This is a genomic window from Chryseobacterium subflavum, assembly GCF_055762745.1.
Map to the genome: position 1 here is coordinate 58,843 of NZ_JBVTMR010000005.1, position 23,730 is coordinate 82,572.

General features: G+C 40.2%; 12 protein-coding genes. 11 read left to right on the top strand and 1 reads right to left on the bottom strand.

The genetic code is table 11. The annotated features are described in order from the left end of the window. Window positions 1-51: 51 nt before the first annotated feature. Entirely contained in the window at window positions 52-1,389 is a 1,338-nt protein-coding gene (locus AC0INN_RS19485; RefSeq protein ID WP_172279195.1) for a retropepsin-like aspartic protease, read from the bottom strand. Between the two features lie 1,156 nt (window positions 1,390-2,545). On the opposite strand from AC0INN_RS19485, the gene AC0INN_RS19490 reads away from it, so the two are divergent. The 11 genes from AC0INN_RS19490 (at window position 2,546) to AC0INN_RS19540 (ending at window position 23,680) form a co-directional block, all read left to right on the top strand. Beyond that, complete coding sequence (locus tag AC0INN_RS19490; RefSeq protein WP_306614678.1) at window positions 2,546-9,607, top strand: SDR family NAD(P)-dependent oxidoreductase; 7,062 nt, start codon at window positions 2,546-2,548, stop codon at window positions 9,605-9,607. Window positions 9,608-9,626: 19 nt separating this feature from the next. Further along, window positions 9,627-13,865, top strand: coding sequence for a type I polyketide synthase (locus tag AC0INN_RS19495; RefSeq protein ID WP_306614680.1), 4,239 nt, complete (start codon window positions 9,627-9,629; stop codon window positions 13,863-13,865). 14 nt (window positions 13,866-13,879) lie between these two features. Further along, window positions 13,880-14,152 carry an acyl carrier protein gene (locus AC0INN_RS19500; protein WP_273648502.1) on the top strand — a complete coding sequence of 91 codons (273 nt, stop codon included), beginning with the start codon at window positions 13,880-13,882 and terminating at the stop codon, window positions 14,150-14,152. Continuing rightward, a complete protein-coding gene (locus AC0INN_RS19505) occupies window positions 14,143-14,943 on the top strand; it encodes an alpha/beta fold hydrolase (RefSeq protein ID WP_273648503.1) in 801 nt (266 codons plus the stop codon). Before AC0INN_RS19500 ends, AC0INN_RS19505 begins: the two co-directional genes overlap by 10 nt. Beyond that, window positions 14,936-17,341, top strand: coding sequence for a glycosyltransferase (locus AC0INN_RS19510; protein ID WP_306614683.1), 2,406 nt, complete (start codon window positions 14,936-14,938; stop codon window positions 17,339-17,341). Before AC0INN_RS19505 ends, AC0INN_RS19510 begins: the two co-directional genes overlap by 8 nt. A gap of 3 nt (window positions 17,342-17,344) precedes the next feature. Beyond that, window positions 17,345-18,616 carry a condensation domain-containing protein gene (locus AC0INN_RS19515; protein WP_306614685.1) on the top strand — a complete coding sequence of 424 codons (1,272 nt, stop codon included), beginning with the start codon at window positions 17,345-17,347 and terminating at the stop codon, window positions 18,614-18,616. 209 nt (window positions 18,617-18,825) lie between these two features. Next, window positions 18,826-20,097 (top strand): condensation domain-containing protein, encoded by a 1,272-nt coding sequence (locus tag AC0INN_RS19520; protein ID WP_172279208.1) that lies wholly within the window; start codon window positions 18,826-18,828, stop codon window positions 20,095-20,097. Beyond that, the gene (locus AC0INN_RS19525) at window positions 20,094-21,353 is read left to right on the top strand and encodes a condensation domain-containing protein (RefSeq protein ID WP_172279210.1); all 1,260 of its coding nucleotides are present in this window, start codon (window positions 20,094-20,096) and stop codon (window positions 21,351-21,353) included. The genes AC0INN_RS19520 and AC0INN_RS19525 overlap by 4 nt, the downstream gene beginning before the upstream one ends. 2 nt (window positions 21,354-21,355) lie before the next feature. Then, window positions 21,356-21,889, top strand: coding sequence for a hypothetical protein (locus AC0INN_RS19530; RefSeq protein WP_172279212.1), 534 nt, complete (start codon window positions 21,356-21,358; stop codon window positions 21,887-21,889). Between the two features lie 458 nt (window positions 21,890-22,347). After that, the gene (locus AC0INN_RS19535) at window positions 22,348-22,902 is read left to right on the top strand and encodes a hypothetical protein (protein ID WP_172279214.1); all 555 of its coding nucleotides are present in this window, start codon (window positions 22,348-22,350) and stop codon (window positions 22,900-22,902) included. 82 nt (window positions 22,903-22,984) lie between these two features. Beyond that, window positions 22,985-23,680, top strand: a complete 696-nt coding sequence (locus AC0INN_RS19540) for an ABC transporter ATP-binding protein (RefSeq protein ID WP_306614689.1) — start codon at window positions 22,985-22,987, stop codon at window positions 23,678-23,680. Window positions 23,681-23,730: the final 50 nt, after the last annotated feature.

Consider the following 23,730-nt stretch of genomic DNA (forward strand, 5'->3'; position numbering starts at 1 on the left):
CCCTCCTGATGTTTTCCGGAGGGATTATTTTAAATCTTTTTCTAATTTATACTAATCAAACTTAATGAACATCTGATCGAAATTCATCGTCATTTTATTAAATTTTCGGATAACATCCTGCCCTATATTTCCATACACGGTTTCTTTATTGATCTTATCTTTTAATAAACGGATATCCCTTACTTCGATTTCTTTTCCAAGGATATGGAAAGTATGATTTATTTTAAATCCATCGTATTCGGCTTTTCCACCAGCTCCTCCCATGCCGATCTTACTTACTTTATAATGCTCATCGATTTCTTTTTTATTCTCCTGGTAAAAGGGAGCATATAACATCGTCTGATCTGCTCCCGTATCAAAACTATAGTGTTTTCCATCTATAAAAATAAGAGGTGAAAGACCGTCGATCGCCATATTGGAAGGACTACTTATTTTGGTTTCAGCCTCCGGTACAATAAAATAGTCATCCTGTGTCAGCTGTACTTCACGAAGTGCTTCAATAACAGGAAATCCAAGAATGCCATTGATCTGGTATTTAATTTGCGGAAAGCTAAGCGCAGTATCTGCAAACACCAAAAAAACAGCATTTTCTATGATGATATTCCCTAGCTTAAACTTTTCACAAACCGCAAGGTCAGCCTTTACGGATAGACCGGTAATTGCATCCACATCTATGCCTGCGGGAATAATCCTCATTTTCAAACGCTTAGCCGCAGATTCTGAAATAGTAGATATATTAGCTCCCGTATCGAAAATAAAATTCATAAAATCGTCACCAATCTGCACTTTGAGATTTTTTAAATTAGCCACATCTTTTTCCATTTTCATGTTTGTACTCCCTTTCATCGTAACTTTCTGACGAGGCTCCTTTTCAAGTGCCGTCCAGATTTTCAGGTTATTCTTCAGATCACTCCTCTCTTCTTCTGTCAATATCTGATCATATTTTTTCAGGGTATTCTGTACCGCAGTTTTTGCTCCCGCATAATCATATTGCTTCATACTGTTATCCTCTTTAAGATGAGATATTTTCAACAGTAGTGAATCTGGTAACGTTATTGTTTTCAACTCTTCCAGTTTCAAAATCTTCAGGTTAGACTCCCGGGGCTTATTGAATGCATTGTTAAGAATCGCTTCCGTAAAGTATTGGTATTCTACCGGCAATTTTTTCCTGGCTGTTGTAAAAATTTCACGTGCACTAAAGAAGTTTTTTTTCTGTATTTGCGCATACAAACTATTAAATTCAGAATTATGGGTCTGGCTAAAACTAAAGCTACAAACCAACAGGAAGGTCATTACCATAATTTGACCAATAATCTTATTCTTATGAAACAACTTTCCTCTTTCTAAGTTTTTTCTAAATCTTTTAAACTTAATTTTATAATTTTTCATAATAACAAACTTTTCACTAATAATTTAAATAGTTAGTCCGCTAATTTATTAAATACAGCAACGCTGCACATATAAATTACTTAAAATTTTAAACACTTACCTTCAATCCATTTTCCCTGATCATCCCTATTATCAATAATCTTGTCATATTGTTGCTGCAACCCTGTTCAATTATCAGCACTTAAACTGACCAGCTTGGTACCAAATTATTGAAGCAATTCCTCGAATTGATTCTTATTCGTTTTGTAAAAAAGACGACGTTTTTAATATTATATTTTTGTAATACAAAAAACAAATCCCTACCCGTTGAAATATTTAATTTTTATTTGTACATTTGCGTGACGTTACCGGATAATTGTAAACATTTTACAATTGAAGTGACACAGATTGTACCCGTTTAATGACCGGAATAAAAATTTAAGAAACAGATAATTAGCATTATTTGGAGTATGGATTTTATGATATGGACGTGACCATCTTTATACAAAATCAACTGAATTTTCTACCAATTCAGCCTGCTCATTTTTTCCAAATATACCCCTATTTGTATGTTATCTTTTTGTAATATTAAAAAAACAAATCTCCACCTATTGAAATATCACATTTTTATTCATATATTTGCTTAATATTGCTAAATAATTATAAATATTTATAATTATTATCACATAGATTGTACCAGTTTTTTCATAAGAATAAAAATATAAGTTTCAGGTGTTTAATGATATTTGAAGGCTAAAAAGAGGCATTGTTAAAAAATCATTACCAAATCGCCTTTATTATTAAACATATCACAGAATTAATTATTTTTATTCCATCATAACAGACGATCGTTCTATATATCGGACGTTCAGCATCCTGCTATGACATTTCCCGCCGTTTATCTCAAAATTATAAATGTAATGAAAAATCTAATCACCATCGACTTAAAGCCCCATGAAAAGAGCAATGTAGAATGCATGCCATATAAGCACCGCTCAATAGCATTTTGGAAAACCAATTCTTTTAAAATTAAAGAATAATCATTAAATACTATTTATTATTGAATATATAATATAATTTTACTATTTTTATTCCTCCATAACAAAACAACCGGATATAACATTAAACGTTTTACCGATTGGTTATAGGAATCCTGATCACTCAATATAAAAACGCCATGAAAAACATAACTATTATTGGGCTTACTCCTTTCGAGAAGCCGGATGCCCATCTTATATTAAAACTACACCAGGCAGGTGCATTTGCTGTTTTAAGCTTGGGACATGAGTCAGCAATCGCCCAGGCAGCACTTCATCAATTAGACCAGACCGATATACCTTCTTACGGTATTTATTCCTCCAATGATAAATTCGAATCCCTTCAAATCTCTGAAAAAGTAGAATTTGTGATCCTTCCATTTGGCAGTTCCGCCAATCTCTTCCCGAATTTACCGATTGTTTATCAGGTAAGCAGTCTGAAAGAAGCCAAAGAAGCTGAACGTATGGAAGCTGCAGGTATTATTATTAAAGGAAATGAAGCAGGTGGACTTGTAGGATATGAGTCAACATTTGTTTTATTTCAGCGAATCATAAAAGAAGTAACCTCTATCCCGGTATGGATCCAGGGAGGCGTGGGACTTCATACCGCTGCCGCCGCAAAAGCACTGGGAGCAACCGGTGTTGTACTGGACAGCCAGCTTTCGCTGTTTCCGGAAAGTTCTGTTCCACAGGATCTAAAAGATCTCTGCTCAAAGCTTAACGGAACCGAAACAAAAATCATTGCTAACCATCGTGTTTTGGTAAGACCCAACTCACCTTCTTTACCGGAAAATACCACCGAAGAAGATCTTAAAGAATTTTTCACAGATCTTGACCCGGCTAACAGCTATATCCCAATGGGACAAGATATTTCATTAGCAACAGACCTCTTTGAAGACTTCAAAAACCTGAAGAAAATGGTCTTTGGATTTAAAGAAGCCATGTATGGCCACCTTAAACAGGCAAAAGCCCTACAGGTAATTGACGAGGAAAATGCTTTAGCGAAAGAGCTAAACCTTCGTTATCCTATTGCTCAGGGCCCAATGACCCGTGTCAGTGATGTTCCTTCGTTCGCTAACGCTGTAGCTGATGCAGGCGCCTTGCCTTTCGTTGCCCTTTCTTTACTTAAAGGAAACCAGGCTAAAGATTTGGTTATGGATACTAAAAAGCTTGCGGGAGAAAAAACTTGGGGTGTAGGAATTTTAGGATTTGCTCCCCAGGAATTACGAGATGAGCAAACCTCTTATATATTGGAGGCAAAACCTCCTGTAGTTTTAATTGCCGGAGGAAGACCTGCTCAGGCAAAAATATTTGAAAAAGCAGGAATAACGACCTTTCTTCATGTTCCTTCACCGGCTTTGCTGGATATTTTCTTAAAAGAAGGAGCCCGAAATTTCATATTTGAAGGACGCGAATGTGGCGGACACGTAGGACCGCTTTCAAGCACTGTTCTTTGGGAAAAACAAATTGAACGTATATTAAAAGAAGAACACCCTGAAAATATCAGCGTCTTTTTTGCAGGTGGGATCCATAATGCATTTTCAACAGCATTTGTTTCTATCATGGCAGCACCTCTTGCAGCAAGAGGTGTAAAGGTTGGAGTATTGATGGGTACAGCATATCTTTATACCCAGGAAGCCGTACTTACGGGTGCTATCCAGGAAGAATTCCAGATACAAGCCATGCAGGCAAAAGACACCGTTTTATTGGAAACCGCACCGGGACATGAAACGCGATGCCTGAACACGGCATTTGCTCAACATTTCAGTGCTGAAAAAACAAAACTTCTGGCAGCCGGAATGGATAAAAAACAGGTTTGGGAACAGCTTGAAAAGCTCAACGTAGGCCGTCTGAGGATTGCAGCAAAAGGAGTAGATCGTCAGGGGGACCAACTCGTTAATATTCCTAAAAATCAACAGCTGGATCTTGGGATGTACATGATTGGTCAGATCGCTACGATGCACGACCGAGTTATTTCTATTTCGGACCTTCATGAAGATGTTGCTGTAGATAATTTTAAATATATACAGGATGCCGCTTTACCGGAAGAACCATCTTCCCATGAAAAACCGCTTGACATAGCAATCATAGGTATGGAATGTATATTTCCGGGTGCAAAAAATCTGGAAGAATACTGGCGTAATATCATTTTAGGAAAAGACAGTGTAACAGAAGTACCCGATGAACGATGGAATAAAGAACTCTATTATCATCCGGATTCAGATGGACCGGATGTATCCCATTCCAAATGGGGTGGATTCATTCCGAAAATTGATTTTGATCCGCTTGCCTTCGGAATACCTCCTCAATCTCTCGCCGCTATTGAACCTACACAATTATTAACATTACTGGTGGCCAAACGTGCCATGGAAGATGCAGGTTATGGTGAGAAACATATCAACAGAGAAAATATCTCTGTAATCATAGGAGCTGAAGGCGGTAATGACCTTGCGAACAGCTACAGTTTCAGAGGGTATTACAAACAGGTTTTCGGGGAACTTCATGATGAAGTAAAAGAAGCATTCCCACATACTACAGAAGATTCATTCCCGGGTATTTTAGCCAATGTAATCGCCGGAAGAATCACCAACCGTCTGGACCTTGGAGGAAGAAACTTTACGGTGGATGCCGCTTGCGCATCATCTCTGGCCGCAATAGAACTGGCATGCCAGGAGCTTGTATTAGGCAAATCGGATATGGTGCTGGCCGGTGGAGCAGATTTGCATAACGGGATCAACGATTATCTTATGTTTTCAAGCACACATGCACTTTCCCGAAAAGGAAGATGTGCAACTTTTGACAGTGAAGCCGACGGAATTGCCCTGGGAGAAGGGGTTGCTATTCTTGTCCTGAAACGATATGAAGATGCCTTACGTGATGGTGACCGCATTTATTCGGTGATCAAAGGTGTCGGAGGATCCAGTGATGGTAAGGCTTTAGGGCTTACTGCTCCACGAAAAATTGGCCAGGTAAGAGCACTGGAACGTGCTTATGCCCAAGCAGGTATTAGTCCTGCAGCTGTAGGATTAATAGAAGCTCACGGTACAGGAACTGTAGTCGGAGATAAGACCGAACTTAATGCATTAACCAATCTATTCAGCCGCTCTGGAGCGATACCGGGCCAGACTCACCTGGGATCTGTAAAAACCCAGATCGGACATACCAAATGCGCGGCAGGATTAGCAGGGCTGATCAAAGCATCATTAGCAGTGTATCATGGTGTAAAACCACCTACCCTTCACCTTCAGCAGCCTAATGCTTATTATAATGCACAAACCAGTCCTTTTGCATTCTATGCAGAAAGCGGATTGTGGGGCGATAAAAACCGTTATGCGGGAATCAGTGCTTTTGGATTTGGCGGAACCAATTTCCATACTGTGATTGCCAATCATTCGAAACAGGAAGAGCCTGTGACCATGCAATCATGGCCATCGGAATTATTTGTATTCCGTGGAGATACTTATGAAGAAGCAAAAAGCCAGCTAAGCCAAATCACTTCTTTACTGGAAATCAATGATGATATCTCATTGAAAGATATAGCATACAGCTTAAGCGTAGGTTCTGAAAAGCCTGTCCAGTTGAGTATTGTAGCGGACACAGCTGAAGATCTGATGATGAAGATCGAGCTGATTCTGTCCGGCATCGAAACCAAAGACACTTTTACCGTTAATAAGAAAGCCGGTAAGGTAGCCTTTTTGTTCCCTGGACAAGGCAGTCAGCGTATCAATATGGCGCGTGATCTGTTTGTCGTATTCCCTGCAATGCGTAAACTTCTGGACCAGTACCCTGAGCTTGAAAAAGTAGTTTTCCCTTCTACGTCTTTCGATCCGGAAACTTTAAAGCAACAAAAAGAAACCATTAAAGATACCCGCCTAGCACAACCTCTTTTAGGAATTGTGGATTTTGCACTGGCTAAATTCCTTCAATCTCTGGGGATTGTTCCGGATATGCTGGCAGGTCACAGCTACGGAGAACTGCCTGCATTATGTTTTGCCGGTGTTTTTGAAGAAGAAAAACTTGTAGACCTTAGCAGACGCAGGGCGCATGCTATTCTGAACTCTGTGGAAGGCGGAGATCCGGGTACCATGGTAGCTGTAAGCATAACAAAAGAACGTTTATTACCGATCCTTGAAAAAACCGAAGGCTGCTATCCCGTAAACTATAATGCACCTTCCCAGTGCGTGGTTGCAGGAAGTACCAATGCAATCAATAACCTGATGACAATCCTTAAACAGGAAGGAATTTCTGCTAAAAAGCTGGAGGTTGCCTGTGCATTCCATAGCCCTGTTGTTGCCAAATCCAAAGATCTGTATACAACGGTACTCAACGATATTCCATTTGAGGAAATGCAAATTCCTGTCTGGTCGAATACTACCGCAACAGTATATCCGACAGAATCTTCAGAAATAAAGGAAAGGCTAACAGACCATCTTGTACAGCCGGTGAGATTTGTAGAGCAAATTCAGGCGATGTACGAAGACGGAGCGAGAATATTCATCGAAGTAGGACCAGGAAAAGTACTTACCGGATTAACGCAATCTTCCTTAGGTAAAGATCAGTTGACCCTGTATGTGGAAGACAACAGTCGTAATAAATTCAGCCATCTTCTGTGCATGCTTGCCCAATATTTAGGTACGGGTCGAAACTTTGACATCAGCAAGCTTTTCGATGGCCGCAATACCCGATTTATTCAGATTGACCAACCTGATCTTTATAAGAAAAACCCGGCCATCTGGCGTGTTAACGGACAAACAGCACACCCTACTACAGGTAATTTGCCTGCCAATGGTGCACTACCCATTTTAAACCCTATCCAAATGAACAACTTTACTAATAATCAAGCACCTGCAACCGAGAATTTACCCGCTGCCGAGCGTATGCTGCAGGAATATTTAAATAGTATGAAGATGATGATACAGGCTCAAAGGGATGTAATGCTTTCATTCCTGGGTCAGAATCCTCAAATTACTTCTGCTCCCGTGTATCACGCACCGGTAACAAACGGAACCAATGGAACCAACGGGGCTAACGGGGCTAACAACGTGGTTACTATACCAACTTCGCAAATCGTTACAGAAAAACCGGCAGTTGTTACTCAGACAAAACAAGCCCCAACAAAAGACGTTAAAACTTTATTACTACAGGTTGTAAGTGAAAAAACCGGATACCCGCATGAAATGCTGGGCATGGAAATGGATCTTGAAGCGGACCTTAGTATCGATTCCATCAAAAGAGTTGAGATCATAGGAACACTTCGAAGTGAGCTGGGTGCTTTATCTATGGACAGTTCTAATGAAGACACTGTAATGGAGCAACTTGCCTCTATCAAAACTTTAAACGGGCTGGTTTCCTGGCTTACGGAATTTATGGGAGCTCCTGCTGCAGTGAATACAAAAACTGAGGCCGTAGAAGTTGCAGAACCGAAAAATCAGTCTTCTTTTTCCCTGGAAGACCTTCAAAATGCAATCCTGGATATTGTAAGTGAAAAAACAGGATATCCGAAAGAAATGCTGGGACTAGACCTGGATCTTGAAGCAGATTTAAGCATCGATTCCATCAAAAGAATGGAAATTATCGGAGATCTGAAAACCAAAATAGGATTCGGACAGGATTTAGAGCAGGCAGATGACATCATGGAGAAACTGGCAGCAATTAAAACCCTTCGGGGATTGGCATCATGGATCAGTGAGCTTAATGGAAAAAGCAGTGAAGCCAGCCATGAAGCAGAAGCTAAAATTACTGAACAGATATCAGGAGAAGCTCAGGAACAGGCCATGTTATCACGTCTAAGATTTGACCTTACGCCAAGTGATGTTTCTGCAATACAAAATACAGAAACAATAAAAGGAAAGCGTTTCGCCATTACTCCTGCTACGATTATAGAAACATTAGCCATTAAAAATATACTTGAAAAATGCGGAGCCATCGGTGAAGTGATCGATATGGAAACGGACCTTAAAGATTTTGACGGGCTTATCATTCTTGACATCTTCTCTTCTGAAGTAAAAAACGGCATCATTGAATATGTTGACCTTATAAAGAAGCTGGACTTCGATAAAGTAAAATGGGTATACCTGATATCCGATATTCCTGCACATCTTCAGGAACTGACCGATATTAAAGTATTACGCCATTATCAGGGATATCCAGGCTTCTTTAAGAGCCTTGCCAGGGAGTATGAGCAAACTTCATGCAGACTGATCAACCTGAGTACTCCTCAGGATCTTGATCAAATTGCAGATATTGCCTTAAAAGAAATACTTACGACAGACAAGCCATCCGAAGTTATTTATAAAGATGACCAACGTCACAAGGTAGATATTATACCATCTCCTCTATCAACCAGCCTGGAGGAAGCACACATCCAATTGAACAAAGAATCTGTAGTGCTTGTATTAGGTGGTGGACAGGGCATCACGGCTGAACTTGTTAAACACATGTCCGAAGCCTACCCTTGCACCTATATCCTTGTTGGCCGGTCTGCAGATCCGCGAGAAGGAACGTCTGATTTTAAAGAATTGGAAACCCTGAAAACGAAAGAAGAAATCAGAAGTTACCTGATTAAAACAGGACAATTTACTTCTCCTTCAGAAATAGAAAAAGAAACGGTTAGGGTATTTAAGAACAATCAGATCCTGCGTACTATCAGAGATATGGAACAACTTGGAAGTACGGTAGTTTACCATTCCCTGGATCTTTGTGACGAAGACGGATTATGCGATCTTATCAATACTATTTATGAAAAATATGGGCAGCTGGATGGCGTGATCCACGGTGCAGGCCTTCTGGAAGACAAACTATTTAAACAGAAAACAACCAGTTCGTTCGGACGTGTATTTGATACCAAAGTGAAACCGTTACGTGTATTAGCAGAACAGCTTCGTCCGGAATGCCAGTTTGTAGTTCTCTTCTCAAGCATTGCTTCCGTATATGGAAATAAAGGGCAGACGGACTACGCAGCAGCCAATAGTGTATTGGATGATTATGCCAAAGCTCTGGATAAAAAATTAACAGGAAAAGTGATCTCCATCAACTGGGGACCATGGAAAGGTGCCGGTATGGTTTCCTCAACCCTGGAAACAGAATATGAACGTCGTGGAATCTCTCTGATTCCGTTGGATCAGGGAAAAGAAATCTTCCTTAATGAGATCAAGTACGGAACGGAAAGCCAGGTGCTGATCATGTCAGGAAATAATTGGTAAATCGCTGTATCAGATAACTATGAAAAAAACAGATATTGCTGTAATTGGCCTATCCTGTGTCTTCCCCGGAGCACAGGATGCCAACACCTTTTGGCAAAATATCATTAATAAGGTAGATTCTACCCAAACTGCACCTGCGGATCGTATTGATCCGATCCATTTCAGCGATACACCAGGTTCGGTTGACCGTTTTTATTGTCAGCGTGGCGGATTCATTCCCGATTACGAATTTGACCCCACCGCCTATGGTATTTTACCGTTAGCTGTAGAAGGCACCGAACCTGATCATTTGCTAACCCTTGATCTGGTGCAAAAAGCATTAGACGATGCCGGTGTATTCAAAAAACAGGTTTCGCTCGAAAAAACAGGAATCATCATTGGTAAAGGAAATTATACAGGCCCGGGAGCTACCCGTGCTATCGAAATCGTAAGAACCGGGGAACAAATATCTTCATTGCTTCAGGAGCTGCTCCCACAAATATCTCCTGCAGAAATTGAAAAAGTAAAACATGCTTTCCAGGAAAGAAAAGGACGCTTTGCTGCAGATACTGCAATGGGACTGATCCCTAACCTTGTTGCTTCTTTAGTGGCCAACCGGTTCAATCTGGGAGGAGCCGCGTTCACAGTAGATGCCGCTTGTGCCAGTTCTCTGATCGCAGTAGACCACGCTGTTCAGGAGCTTAACAGGGGCCGTTGTGATATGGTTATTGCCGGAGGCGTACACACCGGACAAAATGCAGCTTTTTGGAGTATTTTCGCCCAATTGGGCGCCATGTCACGCCAACAGCAGATCAAACCTTTCAGCATGGATGCCGATGGATTATTGATTGGAGAAGGCTGCGGATTTGTTGTCCTGAAACGTCTGGAAGATGCCATCAGGGATCAGGATAAGATCTATTCCGTGATCAAAGGAGTTGGTGTAAGCAGTGACGGCAGTGGCACGAGTGTTATGAGCCCATCTGCAAAAGGCCAGCTGAAGGCACTGCAACAGGCATGGATCAATGCAGACCTTGATGAAAAGAAAATCGGTTATCTTGAAGCCCATGGCACTGGGACACCGCTTGGAGATAAAACAGAACTTCAGACGCTCGCTCAGTTTTTTGGAAAAGAAGAATCTGCTCTTACGGCAGGTATTGGATCCGTTAAATCCAATATCGGACATGCCATGCCGGCAGCCGGTATTGCAGGTTTAATAAAAACGTGTATGGCCCTGCATCATGATATCCTTCCCCCAACATTATATTGCGAAAATCCTATTGCCGATATGCAGCAAACCAGATTCGCACCGGTACAGGAACCTACAAGCTGGTCCAAAACCGGCTTACCGAAAGTAGCAGCTGTTAATGCATTTGGGTTTGGAGGAATCAATGCCCACGTGGTTCTTGAAGGATACGATATGCCTAAAAAAGACCGCGTATTGCTACTGGCCAGAAAAACACATCAGGAGTTACTTTCAGCTTTACAGAATAACGAAAGTACAACCGGAGAAGGAAACTACAGGGTGGCCATGTTTGATCCTACTCCTGAAAGAATAGAAAAACTTATTAAAATTGTATCCAAGGACAAACCTTGGCGTAATAAACAGGATATCTGGTACACCAATACTCCGTTGCTTCATGATGGAGGAAAAGTTGCTTTTGTATTCCCTGGACTGGATGGACTGGCAAAAGGCGAAGTAGAAAGCGTAAGCCGTTATTTCGGATTAACAGAACCAATACAAACAGAGGGCGAAGGCTTACTTACGGATGCACTAAACATATTCAACAACTGCAGTATCCTGGATAATTCATTGAAAAAACTAGGCATAATACCGGATATGAATGCGGGACACAGTTTGGGAGAATGGCTGGCCGGCTACTCCTCTGAGCTGGCAGAAGTGAATTCTGTAAAAGCACTGATCGATGTTCTGAATCCTGAAACATTTGAACTAAAAGATTCTAAGTTTATTGCGATCGGGGCAGGTATTGATATCATCACCCCCATTATTGAAACAATTCCGAATATCTATATTTCCAATGATAACTGCCCGAATCAGGTAATCCTTTGTGGCAGTAATGCTGCACTGGAAGAACTGGTCCCTTTATTAAAAGCCCAGCAGATATTTCATCAGATACTTCCCTTCCAATCAGGATTCCATTCACCTTTTATCGCAGATAAACTGGATATAATCCTGCAGGGAATGGAAAAAGCACAATTCCAGAAAACGAAAATCCCGTTATGGTCTGCAACGACGTTGGAGCCTTATCCTTCGGACGAGGAGGCCATCAGAAAACTAAGTGCGGAACATTTGGTTCAGCCTGTACGCTTCAGGGAACTGACGGAGAAATTGTATGAAGAAGGAGCCAGATTCTTTATCCAGATAGGTACCGGAGGACTGATCGGCTTTATAGATGATACCTTGAAAGGGAGACCATTCAGTACATTAGCATCAAGTGTCGCTACCCGATCTTCTCTTGCCCAGCTACAACGTGTAGTTGCCGCATTATTTGTGGAGGGTAAAGATATTTCACTCGACTTTTTAGAAATACATCACGCTTCTAAAAAATCATCAGGTAAAGGTATTAAACTGGAATTAGGATCACCTATCATCCGTAATTTTAAAGAAGCTAAAACACTGGCTAAATCTTTTGATGTACTAGCACAAAACGGAACTTCCGCCATCGCAACGAAAAGCGGGCATCCTCTTGTGCAGGCTTTCCAGGAAAATATTGCGGATATGATCCGTATGCAAGAAGAAGTTTTAACGCTATTCCAGCACGGACCAAAGACGACAACTCAAAGTCCGGTAATTACTCAACCTAAAGCACCTGTAAGCAAGAATTTTTCAAAATCCCTGCATGTGAATCTGGATACCCATCCATACCTCATCGACCATAGTCTGCTTAGACAACCTGCAGGCTGGCCTGATGTAACGGATATGGAACCTGTGATTCCCATGACCATGATCTTTGAATTACTAGCAGAAATAGCCCAGGCTGAGATCCCGGAAATGCAGGTCCATAAAATAATGAACATTAGCGTATTCCAATGGATGAACGTAGCCAAACCATTTGAAAAAACAGTGAATGGAGAATGGCGCTCTTCAACCCACGCTTATCTTGATATAGAAAATTTCGCCAATGCTGAAGTCATATTAAGATCTTCACCTCCTGTCGTACCGGTTTTTGATCTTTCGATCGGAGATCTGCTACCCATCCATCGTACTCCTGAGGAAATCTATGATAAACATATGTTCCATGGAGATGCTTATCAGGGAATTACAGAAATTTTATCCGTTGGAAGTAAAGGTATTATAGGAACTATTAAAGGAAATGGCGGAAAAGGTTCCCTGTTGGATAATGCAGGACAGCTGTTTGGCTTGTGGCTGCAACTTACCCTTACTAAAGACAGGATTGCTTTTCCGGTAAAAATAAGGGATATTGAATTCTTCGGAAACATGGAAGGTCAGGACGGATTATTCGAATGTACCTGTATTCTTACCGATTTAAATGAGGAATTTGCCACCGCCAATATTATACTGAAAAGAGATGGAAAGGCGTGGTGTGCCATTACAGGCTGGCAGAACAGAAGACTTGAAATCGATGAAGCATTATGGAATGTTTCCATGTCTCCTCTTCACAACCGTCTTTCAGAAGAAATAGCACCCCAGGTATTTTTCTTCCATCAGGCTTATACCAGAGTGGCTTCCTGGGACTTTATCCTGAAGCGATATTTCAACCAGACGGAAAAACAATACCACCAAAAACTACTACCCAACAAGAAGAAAAACTGGATGGTGAGCCGCGTTGCCGTAAAAGATGCCGTAAGGAATTTACTCCGTGAACAAAAGAATCACGCCTGCTATCCTATTACATTTGAAATAGGCTCAGATGAACTGGGCAAGCCTTACCTCATCAGCGATTTCACACAGGATATCCACGTATCCCTTGCCCATAAAGGAAAGGAGGCTGTAGCTATTGCACGCCATGGTAAGTCCGTAGGAATTGATATGGAAACGATCGAGGAAAGAAGTTCCGGTTTCTATGATCTGGTATTCACAGATTCAGAGCTGGAATTATTAAAGGACAGGGATCAGGCGGAATGGACGACCCGATTCTGGGTTGCCAAAGAAGCCTATGGAAAGTTCCTGGGAAAAGGACTGCAAGGCAATCCTAAAGCATATGAAGTACAACTAATAAAGGATGATCATTTGTGGATCAACCAAACTGAAATAAAAACCATAAAACATCAAAATTATATTATCGGATGGACACTATGAACAACACATTAAAAATGAATCACGAGGAATTATTCATTCTTTTGAAAGGTTTTATCACTGAAGTTATAGGAGAGGAATTTGTTGAAGAGATGGATATCACTCCGGAGAGTTCATTTACTAAAGATCTTGAAATGGACAGTATAGAAATTGTCTCTTTCTCAGAAAAAATAAAAGCACATTTTGGAGATCAGATTGATTTTACAGGGTGGTTGTCTTCTATGGACCTCGACCAGCTGATCAACCTGGATCTCCGTATGATCATCAATTATATTTACGAATGCCAATAATTACAGTTGATAACAGGAAAATTCATATTCAGGAACTTAATAAAGGTGCCCGGGAAACGGTTGTGCTTATCCATGGGATGTTCAGCAATCTGTCCATTTACTATTTTAACATAGCACCCATCCTGGCACAGCATTACCACGTAGTAATGTATGATTTAAAAAGCCATGGAATGAGTGAACGTATACTCGATGGATACGATCTTGAAAATATGGCTTCCGATCTTCTTGGCCTTATTGATTTCCTTGACCTGAAAAAAGTTCATTTGGTAGGTTATAGTTTCGGGGGACTTATTGCTTTGAAAACAGCATTGAAATATGCAGACCGCATAAATCAGCTTGTAATTATGGAAGCTCCTGATCCCAGGGATGAAGAAACCCGGGGGATTATCGATCAGTACAGTAAGGAATTCCTGGAACATTATGTAGCCAATTTTACAGACACTACAAAAGTGCAGATGGGCAAAAGGCAAATGGAAAAAAATCACAGAATGTATGAATTCCTATTTTATGAGACCAGTATCAAAGCGGATATGATCAGAGAGAAAGATTTCTTTACTGAAACCGATCTTACAAAGATAAATGTTCCGGCATTGCTTTTATATGGGAATCAGTCCAATTGTCGTCCTACGGGAGAATGGCTAGAGAAAGAACTCGGCCAGGCAAAACTTGAACTCATTCCTGGAGATCATAATATCCCGATACAGGAACCCGCTCAGATCGCTGAGGCTATTGTGCATTTTTTATCCAAATCATTATCTAAATCTAACACCTTAACACAAAATCATGGCTAAATTTGTATTTGTTGTTCCACCGTTGACGGGCCATGTCAACCCTACCCTGAGTATCGGGGCTGAATTATTGAACAGAGGACATGAAGTGGCATGGATCAGTCTTGACAAAAATCTTAATACCAAACTTCCGGCAGGAGGAGAGCTCCTGCTTATCCAATACGATCAAACTGACGAAGAAAAAAGAGATAGCGAACAGTACCTGGATATTATTTCCAAAAAAGTAGTATACGGAATAGACAGCATCAAATTTCTTTACGATGATGTACTTATCCCACTGAACAGGCATTGCTATAATGGTATTGTCCATTTACTCGATTCTTATAAACCTGACCTTGTAATCGGTGATCATCAGCTATTTGCAGCTGCTATTGCTGCAAAAAAGCTAAACCTTCCTTACAGCACTACTGTTACTGCTCCCGCTGCCATCAAAATCATGGATGAATTACCAAAGGTTCATGAGTGGGAAGTAAATAAAATCATTGAACTGCAAAAGGAACTGGGAATAATGGAAGACCATTCTTTGGCTTCCTCAGACCTCTTAACAATGGTTTTAACGTCCAGATATTTCTTTGGTGAAATGGAACTACCCTCCAATTACCAGTTTACAGGTCCTGTTCTTACGGAACGCCGGATATCCTGTGAGTTCGACTGGGAAAGGTTTAACAGCAGAACTCAAAAGAAAATTCTTGTAAGTATCGGTACGACTTTCGATCATGATCATAAAAAAGCTTTTTTCCAAAAAGTAATTGATGCATTTAAAGATGAAGACCTAACGGTTGTAGTTGTTTCAGATCCTCAGCTTTTCGACAGCTGGCCGGAAAATTTCATGGTATATCAGCAGATTCCTCAATTGGATCTCTTGCCGCATCTTGATGGTGTCGTTTGCCATGGGGGACATAATACGGTATCCGAAACGCTTTCAAACGGACTGCCGTTGGTTGTTATTCCGATTGCCTATGACCAGTCCCATGTAGCAGGACGTGTAGTACGTACAGGAGCTGGTGAGCGTCTTAATTTTAACCGCTTCAAATCAAACCATTTAAAAGAGGCGGTACAGCAGATCCTTAACAATCCTGATTATCGTAAAGCAGCAGAAATCATCCGTCAGTCTTTTATTGAGGCCGGAGGTACGGTAACAGCTGCCAATTTACTGGAAAAAGCTATTACCGATGCCACACAAAAGATAAAATCCCGTTCGAAATTCCTGTTTGTTATCCCTCCTTTTTTTGGACATATCAGTCCTACTCTGAGCGTCGGTGTAAGCCTTATCGCAAGAGGACACGAAGTAAAATGGTTCGGGATTACCCCGCTAGGAGATGAACATATTCCGGAAGGAGGATCGTATTTCTACCCTGAAGAAGATCTTATTCCGTATCAGGATGAGATCAAACGTATTTTAAAAAGACAGGATGACGGACCCGCCTGTTCCGGGCCTGAAGTTATGAAACTGGCATTAGAGGAAACTTATGTTCCTTTTGCCAAAATGATGATGCCCGGATTAAGCCGTCTTACTGAAAACTGGAAACCTGATGTTATCGTTAATGACTGTATTACTTTCGGAGGTGCCCTTTTTGCTCATAAACACAATATTCCATGTGTAACAACTACTCCTGTACCCCCGGATGTTATGGGAGATACAGAAAAAAGTGCTCCGAAAATATTTGAATGGCAACAAAACCTCATCAAAGATCTACAAAAAGAAGTGGGGATTGATGATGATGGAATTTTCATCCATTCCCATAAATTAAACCTTGTATTTACATCTCAGGCTTTCGCAGGTTTTGAAACAGTACCTGACCATATGAAATTTGTAGGTCCTGTGAAAGGACGTCCCAATGATGCTCCTTTTGACTGGGATCGTTTGCATGCGGCTACTACACCCAAAATATTTGTATCATTAGGAACACTCCTTGTAGACATCAGAAAAGCCTTTTTCGAAAAGATCATTGCGGCATTCGCGGATCAGCCGGTAACTATCGTTGCTGCCACGCCACCGGATATTTTTGAAGAATGGCCTTCTAATTTCATTGTAAACAGTTTTGTACCTCAATCGGCATTAATGCCTCATATGGATATGGTAATTTGCCACGGAGGTTTTAATACAGTTAATGATACATTCCGTAACGGATTACCAATGCTGATCACACCGATTGCCTACGATCATTTCCACATCGCAAAGCTCATCGAACAGGCTGGTTGTGGCAAGAGTATCCGTTATAAAAGATTACGCATAGATTCACTCCGTGAAACGGTTTTTGAATTGCTGGAAGATCCTGCTTACCGCAATGCAGCAAAAGAAGTTCAGACAACATTCCTTACTGCCGGAGGTAATGATAAGGCTGTAGAGCTACTGGAGAATTTTGTACAACAAGAACAATCAACATTAGTTTCTGTTTAAATCATGAAAAGAAGATTGTTATTTGGTGAGCGCATGTTGCTGGGGGATGGAACGGAACCCTTCAATGCAATTATTCCCTTCCGGTTAAAAGGAGATTTCAGGGAAGAAGACGTGCGGCATGCCTTATATCAGATCCAGGCCAAGCACCCTTGGCTGAGAGCACTCATCATACATGATGAAAAGAAAGTACCGTGGTTTGAAGTACCGGATCCTATTGTTCCTATTCCTGTAAGAACTGTGGTCAGAAAAGGGGAAAACGATTGGCAGGAAGAATCCATAAAGGAATGGCAAACCGTTTTTAAGTATGACCAATTTCCTCTTATCCGGTTTGTATGGATCAAGGGAGAAGGAGTATCAGATATGCTTTTTGTTTTCCATCATTGTCTGTCTGACGGTGGTTCTGCAATGGCATTTTTAGATGAATTTCTAAAGGTATTGGATAATCCATTGACAGATATTGGAACAGAGAATCCGATATTGGGAATTGAGGATGTGGTTCCATCAGCTATTTTATTGAACCGGAGACAGCGTCTGAAAGCAAAATTTATCGGGAGAGTCGCTGCCACAGCGATAAAATACATGCCCGTGAACAAAAAAGCCATTGACCGGAAAAATGACTACTTTATCCACTGGAAATTTGATCGTAAGACAAGCAGCCAACTGATCTCTTACTGTAAAGCCATGAAGGTTACCGTGAATACTTTTTTGAGCGCTTCATTACTTAAGGCTTTTAAGAAAGTAAAAGGTCCGGCGGCTTTCAATAAAGTTTCCTGTCCTGTAGATATCAGACGTTTTGCCTCACAGATAAAAGAGGATCATATCTTTGCTTTCGGGCTGATGATTACCCTGTCATCCAATGAAAAAGTGAGCTTTGAAGACAATCTGACGCTTATGCAGGAAGATGTGGAACGTAAAACATCCAAGCTTAACCCGTACATGGTAATGATGGTAATGGAGTCCGGACACGATGCCCTGAAAAACTTCACCAGGCTTCTGAAACAAGGAAGGTCTACCAATGATTGTATGTTCTCCAATCTGGGAAGGATCCAGATTCCTGAGAACTATAAAGAATTTTCCGTTGAAACCATATTCAGTCCTTCTGTAATCGGTCCTCTGGGTAATACAACAACCATGGTAACATCTACCTACAGGGGAGAAATGGATTTTTCTTTTATGGGTAGTGAGGGATATTTACCATACACTGAAGCTTTAGCCATACGTGATGAGATGATTGAGTCCATTCAACTTAAACTGGAATATGCCGAAGTATTATGATCAGATAAAAATCAGTGATATGAACTAAAAGATTGATAAAGTTACTTCTTGTCCGGTATTATTCGGGAAGCAGATGAAGTAAACGGAATGATATAAAACTAAAGAGATCCATTTTGGATCTCTTTGCAGCAGACAGCAAGAATGTAGGTTGGAATGATCAGAAAGCTTTTTGCATAAAAAACAAGAAAAACATTAATTTGATATAACCTATGAAAAGAAAACTACTATTTGGAGAACGAATGATATTAGGAGATGGAACAGAGGCTTTTAATGGCATTATCCCGTTCAGATTAAGGGGTACGTTCAAATTGGAAGAAATTCAGCGGGCTCTGGCTTTGCTTCAAAATAAACATCCCTGGTTAAAAGCACATGTAACCCATGACGAAGAAAACCTTCCATGGTTTGAAGTGCCCCAGAAAGTTGTACCCATTCCTATAAGAATTGTGATCCGGCAGGGAGAAGACGACTGGCAGAAAGAATCCATGAAAGAATGGTATATGCCTTTCGATCATGAAAAGTTCCCCCTGATAAGGTTTGTATGGATCAAAGGAGAAGAAGTTTCAGACATGTTTTTCTCATTTCACCATTGTTTATGCGATGGAGGTTCCGCAATGACATTATTGTATGAGTTTTTACAGGTATTGGACAACCCTTCCGCCGATATTGGTGTAGAGAATCCTATCCTCGGAATCCAGGATATTGTTCCTGCAAACATCTTAAACAGCCGAAGGCATAAGCTTAAAGCAAAAGTACTCGGCAGAGTGGCATCTACCATCATTAAATATGCTCCTGTAAACAAAAAACCAATAGAGAGGCAAAACGATTATATGATCCATTGGAAGTTTGACAAGGAAATGACTCAACAAGTAATTTCCTATTGTAAATCCAATGGTTTTACCGTGAATACTTTTCTTTGTGCAATTGTTCTTCAGGCATTTAAAAAAATAAGGGGGAAAGCTGCATTGAATAAAATTTGCTGCCCTGTGGATATCAGACGTCTAACAACACAAATCAAACATGATCATATTTTTGCCTTCGGGCTGATGGTTGAAGTTTCGATTAATGAAAAATTGAATTTTCTGGATAATGTACGGAAGATGCAGAAGCACGTGAAGCGTAAGACCTCAAAACTGGATCCATATACCAAGATGATGATCATTGAATCATGGCATTATGCCCTGGATAATTTCACGAGAATCCTGAGAAATGGAAAAGCAACCAATGACTGTATGCTTTCTAATCTTGGCCTTATTCAGGTGCCCCATGAATACAGGAACTTTACCGTAGATACCGTTTTCAGCCCTTCAGCTTTGGGCCCTCTGGGCCAGACTACCGGATTTGTAGTTTCAACCTTTCAGGGAGAAATGGATTTTTGCTTTATCGGTAGTGAAGGATATCTACCTTACTCAGATGCACAGGCCATTCGTAAGGACATCCTTGATACTATAAAATTAAAACTTGAATATTCAGCAGTATCATGATCAAGAGAAAACTAATGATGGTGGAGAGAATCATGTATGTTGATTCCGGAACACCCCTCAATTGCGTATTTACAGCAAAGATCAAAGGAACACTTCATGAAGCAGATTTTAAAACAGCTTTAGAAAAAATCCAGAAAAAACATTCTTTGCTCAGATCCAGGATCGATACCGATACTGAGCAATATCCCTTTTTTATAGAAGAAAGAGAGATGGAAGCCATTCCCCTTCGGATCATAGACCGGGAATCCGATGAAGATTGGTTGCGTGAGTCTGAAAAAGAATGGTTCCGCATGTTTGAAGATCATCGGAAACCTTTGGCTCAACTGGTATGGATTAAAGGAAATGAGGTTTCCGAAATTCTCTGGGTACTTCCCCACTGCATTTGTGATGGAACTTCCCAGGTAACTCTGATGCGGGAGCTTCTCTGCCTGCTGGATGATCCAACTATGGAACTGGATACATACCAGGCATTCAGCTCAGTTGATGACTTCCTGCCTTCCGGTTTTAATACCAAAAAGAAAGTACGCAAAGCAAGGCTATACCTGCTTATGGCCAGGCTCTTCTTTCTGATGCAAAAGAAAAGTAAAAAAAGAAATCTTGGAAAAAACTATGTGATCCATTGGAAACTGAACCCGGAAATAACGAACCAGATCACCAGCAAGTGTAAAGCGCATGGTGTTTCTGTACACTCGCTGTTGTGTGCTTCATTCATGCAGGCATTTCAGGAAATCCGGGGAGCTGAGGCTAAAAGAAAAGTGATCAGCCCCGTGGACGTGCGCCATTTTATTCCGGAAATAAAGCAGGATCATGTATTTGCTTTTGCTCCTACCATAGAACTATCATTGAAAAAAGGAAATCATGGGATATTTGACCAGGCAGGACACATCAAAAAAGACCTTCTTGAGAAATTAGAAAAAATAGAAGCACGGGAACTTCTTTGGATGGGTGAACAGATGCACCCGCTTGTCGAACGCATGATCAGCATGCTTAAATCAACCCATGGCGGACATGATATTACCCTATCCAACATGGGAAAAATTAATATTCCGGATCAATATCAGCGTTTTGAGCTCGAAACGATTATGAGTCCCACCGTTGCTTTTCCTTGGCTCAATTCGAACACCCTGGTTACCACTACCTACAAGCAGGAAATGGATTTTACGCTTATGTCGAATGAAGATTTCCTATCCAGACAGAAAGCCACAGAAATTAAAGATAAAGCCCTTGAACTACTTACTGTATCTTTACAGAACTAAACATGAAAACGGATAAATCCCCTACTATAAAAAAGAAAACCACTCTCAAACGCTTTTTATTAACGCGGACGATCTACTATGTTCTTCCGAATGCATTTCTTAATTTTATTATTGCCTATGCAAGCTTTCACGAGCTGGGTTATACTCATTTCTTCTCAGGTACCCAGAATCTGGCCCGGCTAACCTTGCCAATGGCCATTTTCCTGCCGGTTATCCTCACGATCGATATCACCAAAAGAGTCACTGCCGCTGCAGAAGAGGGAACAATAGAATTCATGGTAGATAACAAGCTGAATACAAAAAAGTTCATGACGAAATTCAGTATATTACATGGTGTTATCAGTGGGCTTCTTGTACTTTCTCTTCTGGTATTTGCTCAGTACAAATTTTCAACAAACTACAAGCTCGATGCTATGGCAATGGCCATACTCGTAGGAGCACTTGCAGGAATACTGTCTGTACTTTCCGTCTATTTACCCGTTAATAAACTAAGGAAATACCTGTATAAACCTGTTCCAGCAAACACTTCAGAATAATTGAATAGTAAATTCCGTGCTTATCAGACTCATCTATTCAAAACATAAAGACCTGCCATTGTAGGGTCACTGTTCAAAAATTTTCCAAACTTTTGGGATAAATTGAATTAATTAAATTTAATATCATAGATTTGTCTTAGTAACACAATTAAAACACATGAAAAATTTATTTTACCCATTTCTTACCGGATATCTATTCCGGGTGATCTGTTCCCCGCAACTTTCTGTTATCCAAAATCATATTACTCTTTTACATTTTCGTGAACAGCCGGGTAATTCAGCGTGATTCGGAATAAACTCTTTTGCGTTAGAGTTAGATGTTGCGCATAACATAGCGCATATTTCAAAAATAAATATCAAAAAAAAATGTTACTTTTGCTTTAGGGACGAAGTTTTTAATGCTATCTGATCCCGGAATTGCAAGGACGCCATATTATAAAATGTTAAAAATCAATCCAATGAGGAAAATAATTTTACTATTTACTTGTCTGTTCGGTATTTCAATTTTTGCACAAATTAAAGTGTTAAAAAATGAGACTCTAGTGGAAATTGGTAAAGATAACTCTGTTGGCTTATATAAAAAGGAGGATAAATTCACTATCAATTACCAGGATCTTAATACCAGCAACCTCAATACTTTCAGATCTTTTTCTTTTCAAAACCTGAACGGAGATGTCTCTGATCTATATAAACTGATTACGGACGGGTTTATTTCCCTTCCAGAAGGAAACATCGCTTTGGAGCTTCCAAACGATATCATTGAACTCCATTACGAGAAAAACTATGGCCAGCCAACCGTTCAGTTTATCCAGTTCATTAATAAAAACCGAAAATATGTTGGAAAATCTCAATTCTTAAATAAGAAGCAGGTCGATAAAATCTTCGGAAAAACAAATGGGAAATCATCTCTGTATGAGAGGACTGCCATGATGAACAATGTTCATTCCAATAAGCCGGACACTTCAGCATCATCTTATAATTCCGGCAATAAAAATAAGAAAACGAAAAAATAATAATTATTTTTACAATATAGCAGAGCTCATTCCTAAGAATGAGTTTTTTTATTTTATTTTTGCAAAAAGATCATTACACCCTATGTCGCTTCAAATAATCAATTTAACCAAAAAATTTGGTGACCAAACCGCCCTTAACCTGATTAACATCTCCATTGATAAAAATGAAATCATTGGCCTTCTGGGACCTAACGGCGCAGGAAAATCTACTTTAATGAAATCCATTGTCGGAGCTTTAAAAATAGATGAAGGGCAAATCATCTTTAATGATAAAGAAATTTCGGAATATGAGATAGAAGCTAAGAAGAATATTGGTTTTCTTCCTGAAAATAATCCTCTGTATCTGGAAATGTATGTTAAAGAATATTTGCAATTTGTGGCTAATATTCATAAAATCCCTGAAACACGAATTAATGAAGTGATAGAGCTTGTAGGGATCACTCCTGAAAAATCGAAAAAAATCAGTCAGCTTTCCAAGGGATATAAGCAGAGGGTTGGTTTGGCACAGGCTATTCTACATCAGCCTGATCTTCTCATTCTTGACGAACCTACCAACGGTCTGGATCCTAATCAGATTATTGAAATAAGAAATGTAGTAAAAGAGATCGGTAAAGAAAAAACCGTTCTGCTGTCAACCCACATTATGCAGGAGGTTGAAGCATTATGCTCACGGGTAATTCTTATCCATAAAGGAAATATCCTTCAGGATTGTCCGATTGAAGAATTCAAAGGAAAATTAGGCAGCCTGGAAGAAGCTTTTGCAAGCCATACCAGCTAAGATTTAAATTGTATTGATTGTTTAATGGCTTTATATTTGATTAGATTCAG

Excerpts from the sequence above, each read along its gene's own strand:
- AC0INN_RS19485 (WP_172279195.1), bottom strand. The coding sequence starts at position 1,389 with ATGAAAAATTATAAAATTAAGTTTAAAAGATTTAGAAAAAACTTAGAA.
- AC0INN_RS19490 (WP_306614678.1), top strand. The coding sequence starts at position 2,546 with ATGAAAAACATAACTATTATTGGGCTTACTCCTTTCGAGAAGCCGGAT.
- AC0INN_RS19495 (WP_306614680.1), top strand. The coding sequence starts at position 9,627 with ATGAAAAAAACAGATATTGCTGTAATTGGCCTATCCTGTGTCTTCCCC.
- AC0INN_RS19500 (WP_273648502.1), top strand. The coding sequence starts at position 13,880 with ATGAATCACGAGGAATTATTCATTCTTTTGAAAGGTTTTATCACTGAA.
- AC0INN_RS19505 (WP_273648503.1), top strand. The coding sequence starts at position 14,143 with ATGCCAATAATTACAGTTGATAACAGGAAAATTCATATTCAGGAACTT.
- AC0INN_RS19510 (WP_306614683.1), top strand. The coding sequence starts at position 14,936 with ATGGCTAAATTTGTATTTGTTGTTCCACCGTTGACGGGCCATGTCAAC.
- AC0INN_RS19515 (WP_306614685.1), top strand. The coding sequence starts at position 17,345 with ATGAAAAGAAGATTGTTATTTGGTGAGCGCATGTTGCTGGGGGATGGA.
- AC0INN_RS19520 (WP_172279208.1), top strand. The coding sequence starts at position 18,826 with ATGAAAAGAAAACTACTATTTGGAGAACGAATGATATTAGGAGATGGA.
- AC0INN_RS19525 (WP_172279210.1), top strand. The coding sequence starts at position 20,094 with ATGATCAAGAGAAAACTAATGATGGTGGAGAGAATCATGTATGTTGAT.
- AC0INN_RS19530 (WP_172279212.1), top strand. The coding sequence starts at position 21,356 with ATGAAAACGGATAAATCCCCTACTATAAAAAAGAAAACCACTCTCAAA.
- AC0INN_RS19535 (WP_172279214.1), top strand. The coding sequence starts at position 22,348 with ATGAGGAAAATAATTTTACTATTTACTTGTCTGTTCGGTATTTCAATT.
- AC0INN_RS19540 (WP_306614689.1), top strand. The coding sequence starts at position 22,985 with ATGTCGCTTCAAATAATCAATTTAACCAAAAAATTTGGTGACCAAACC.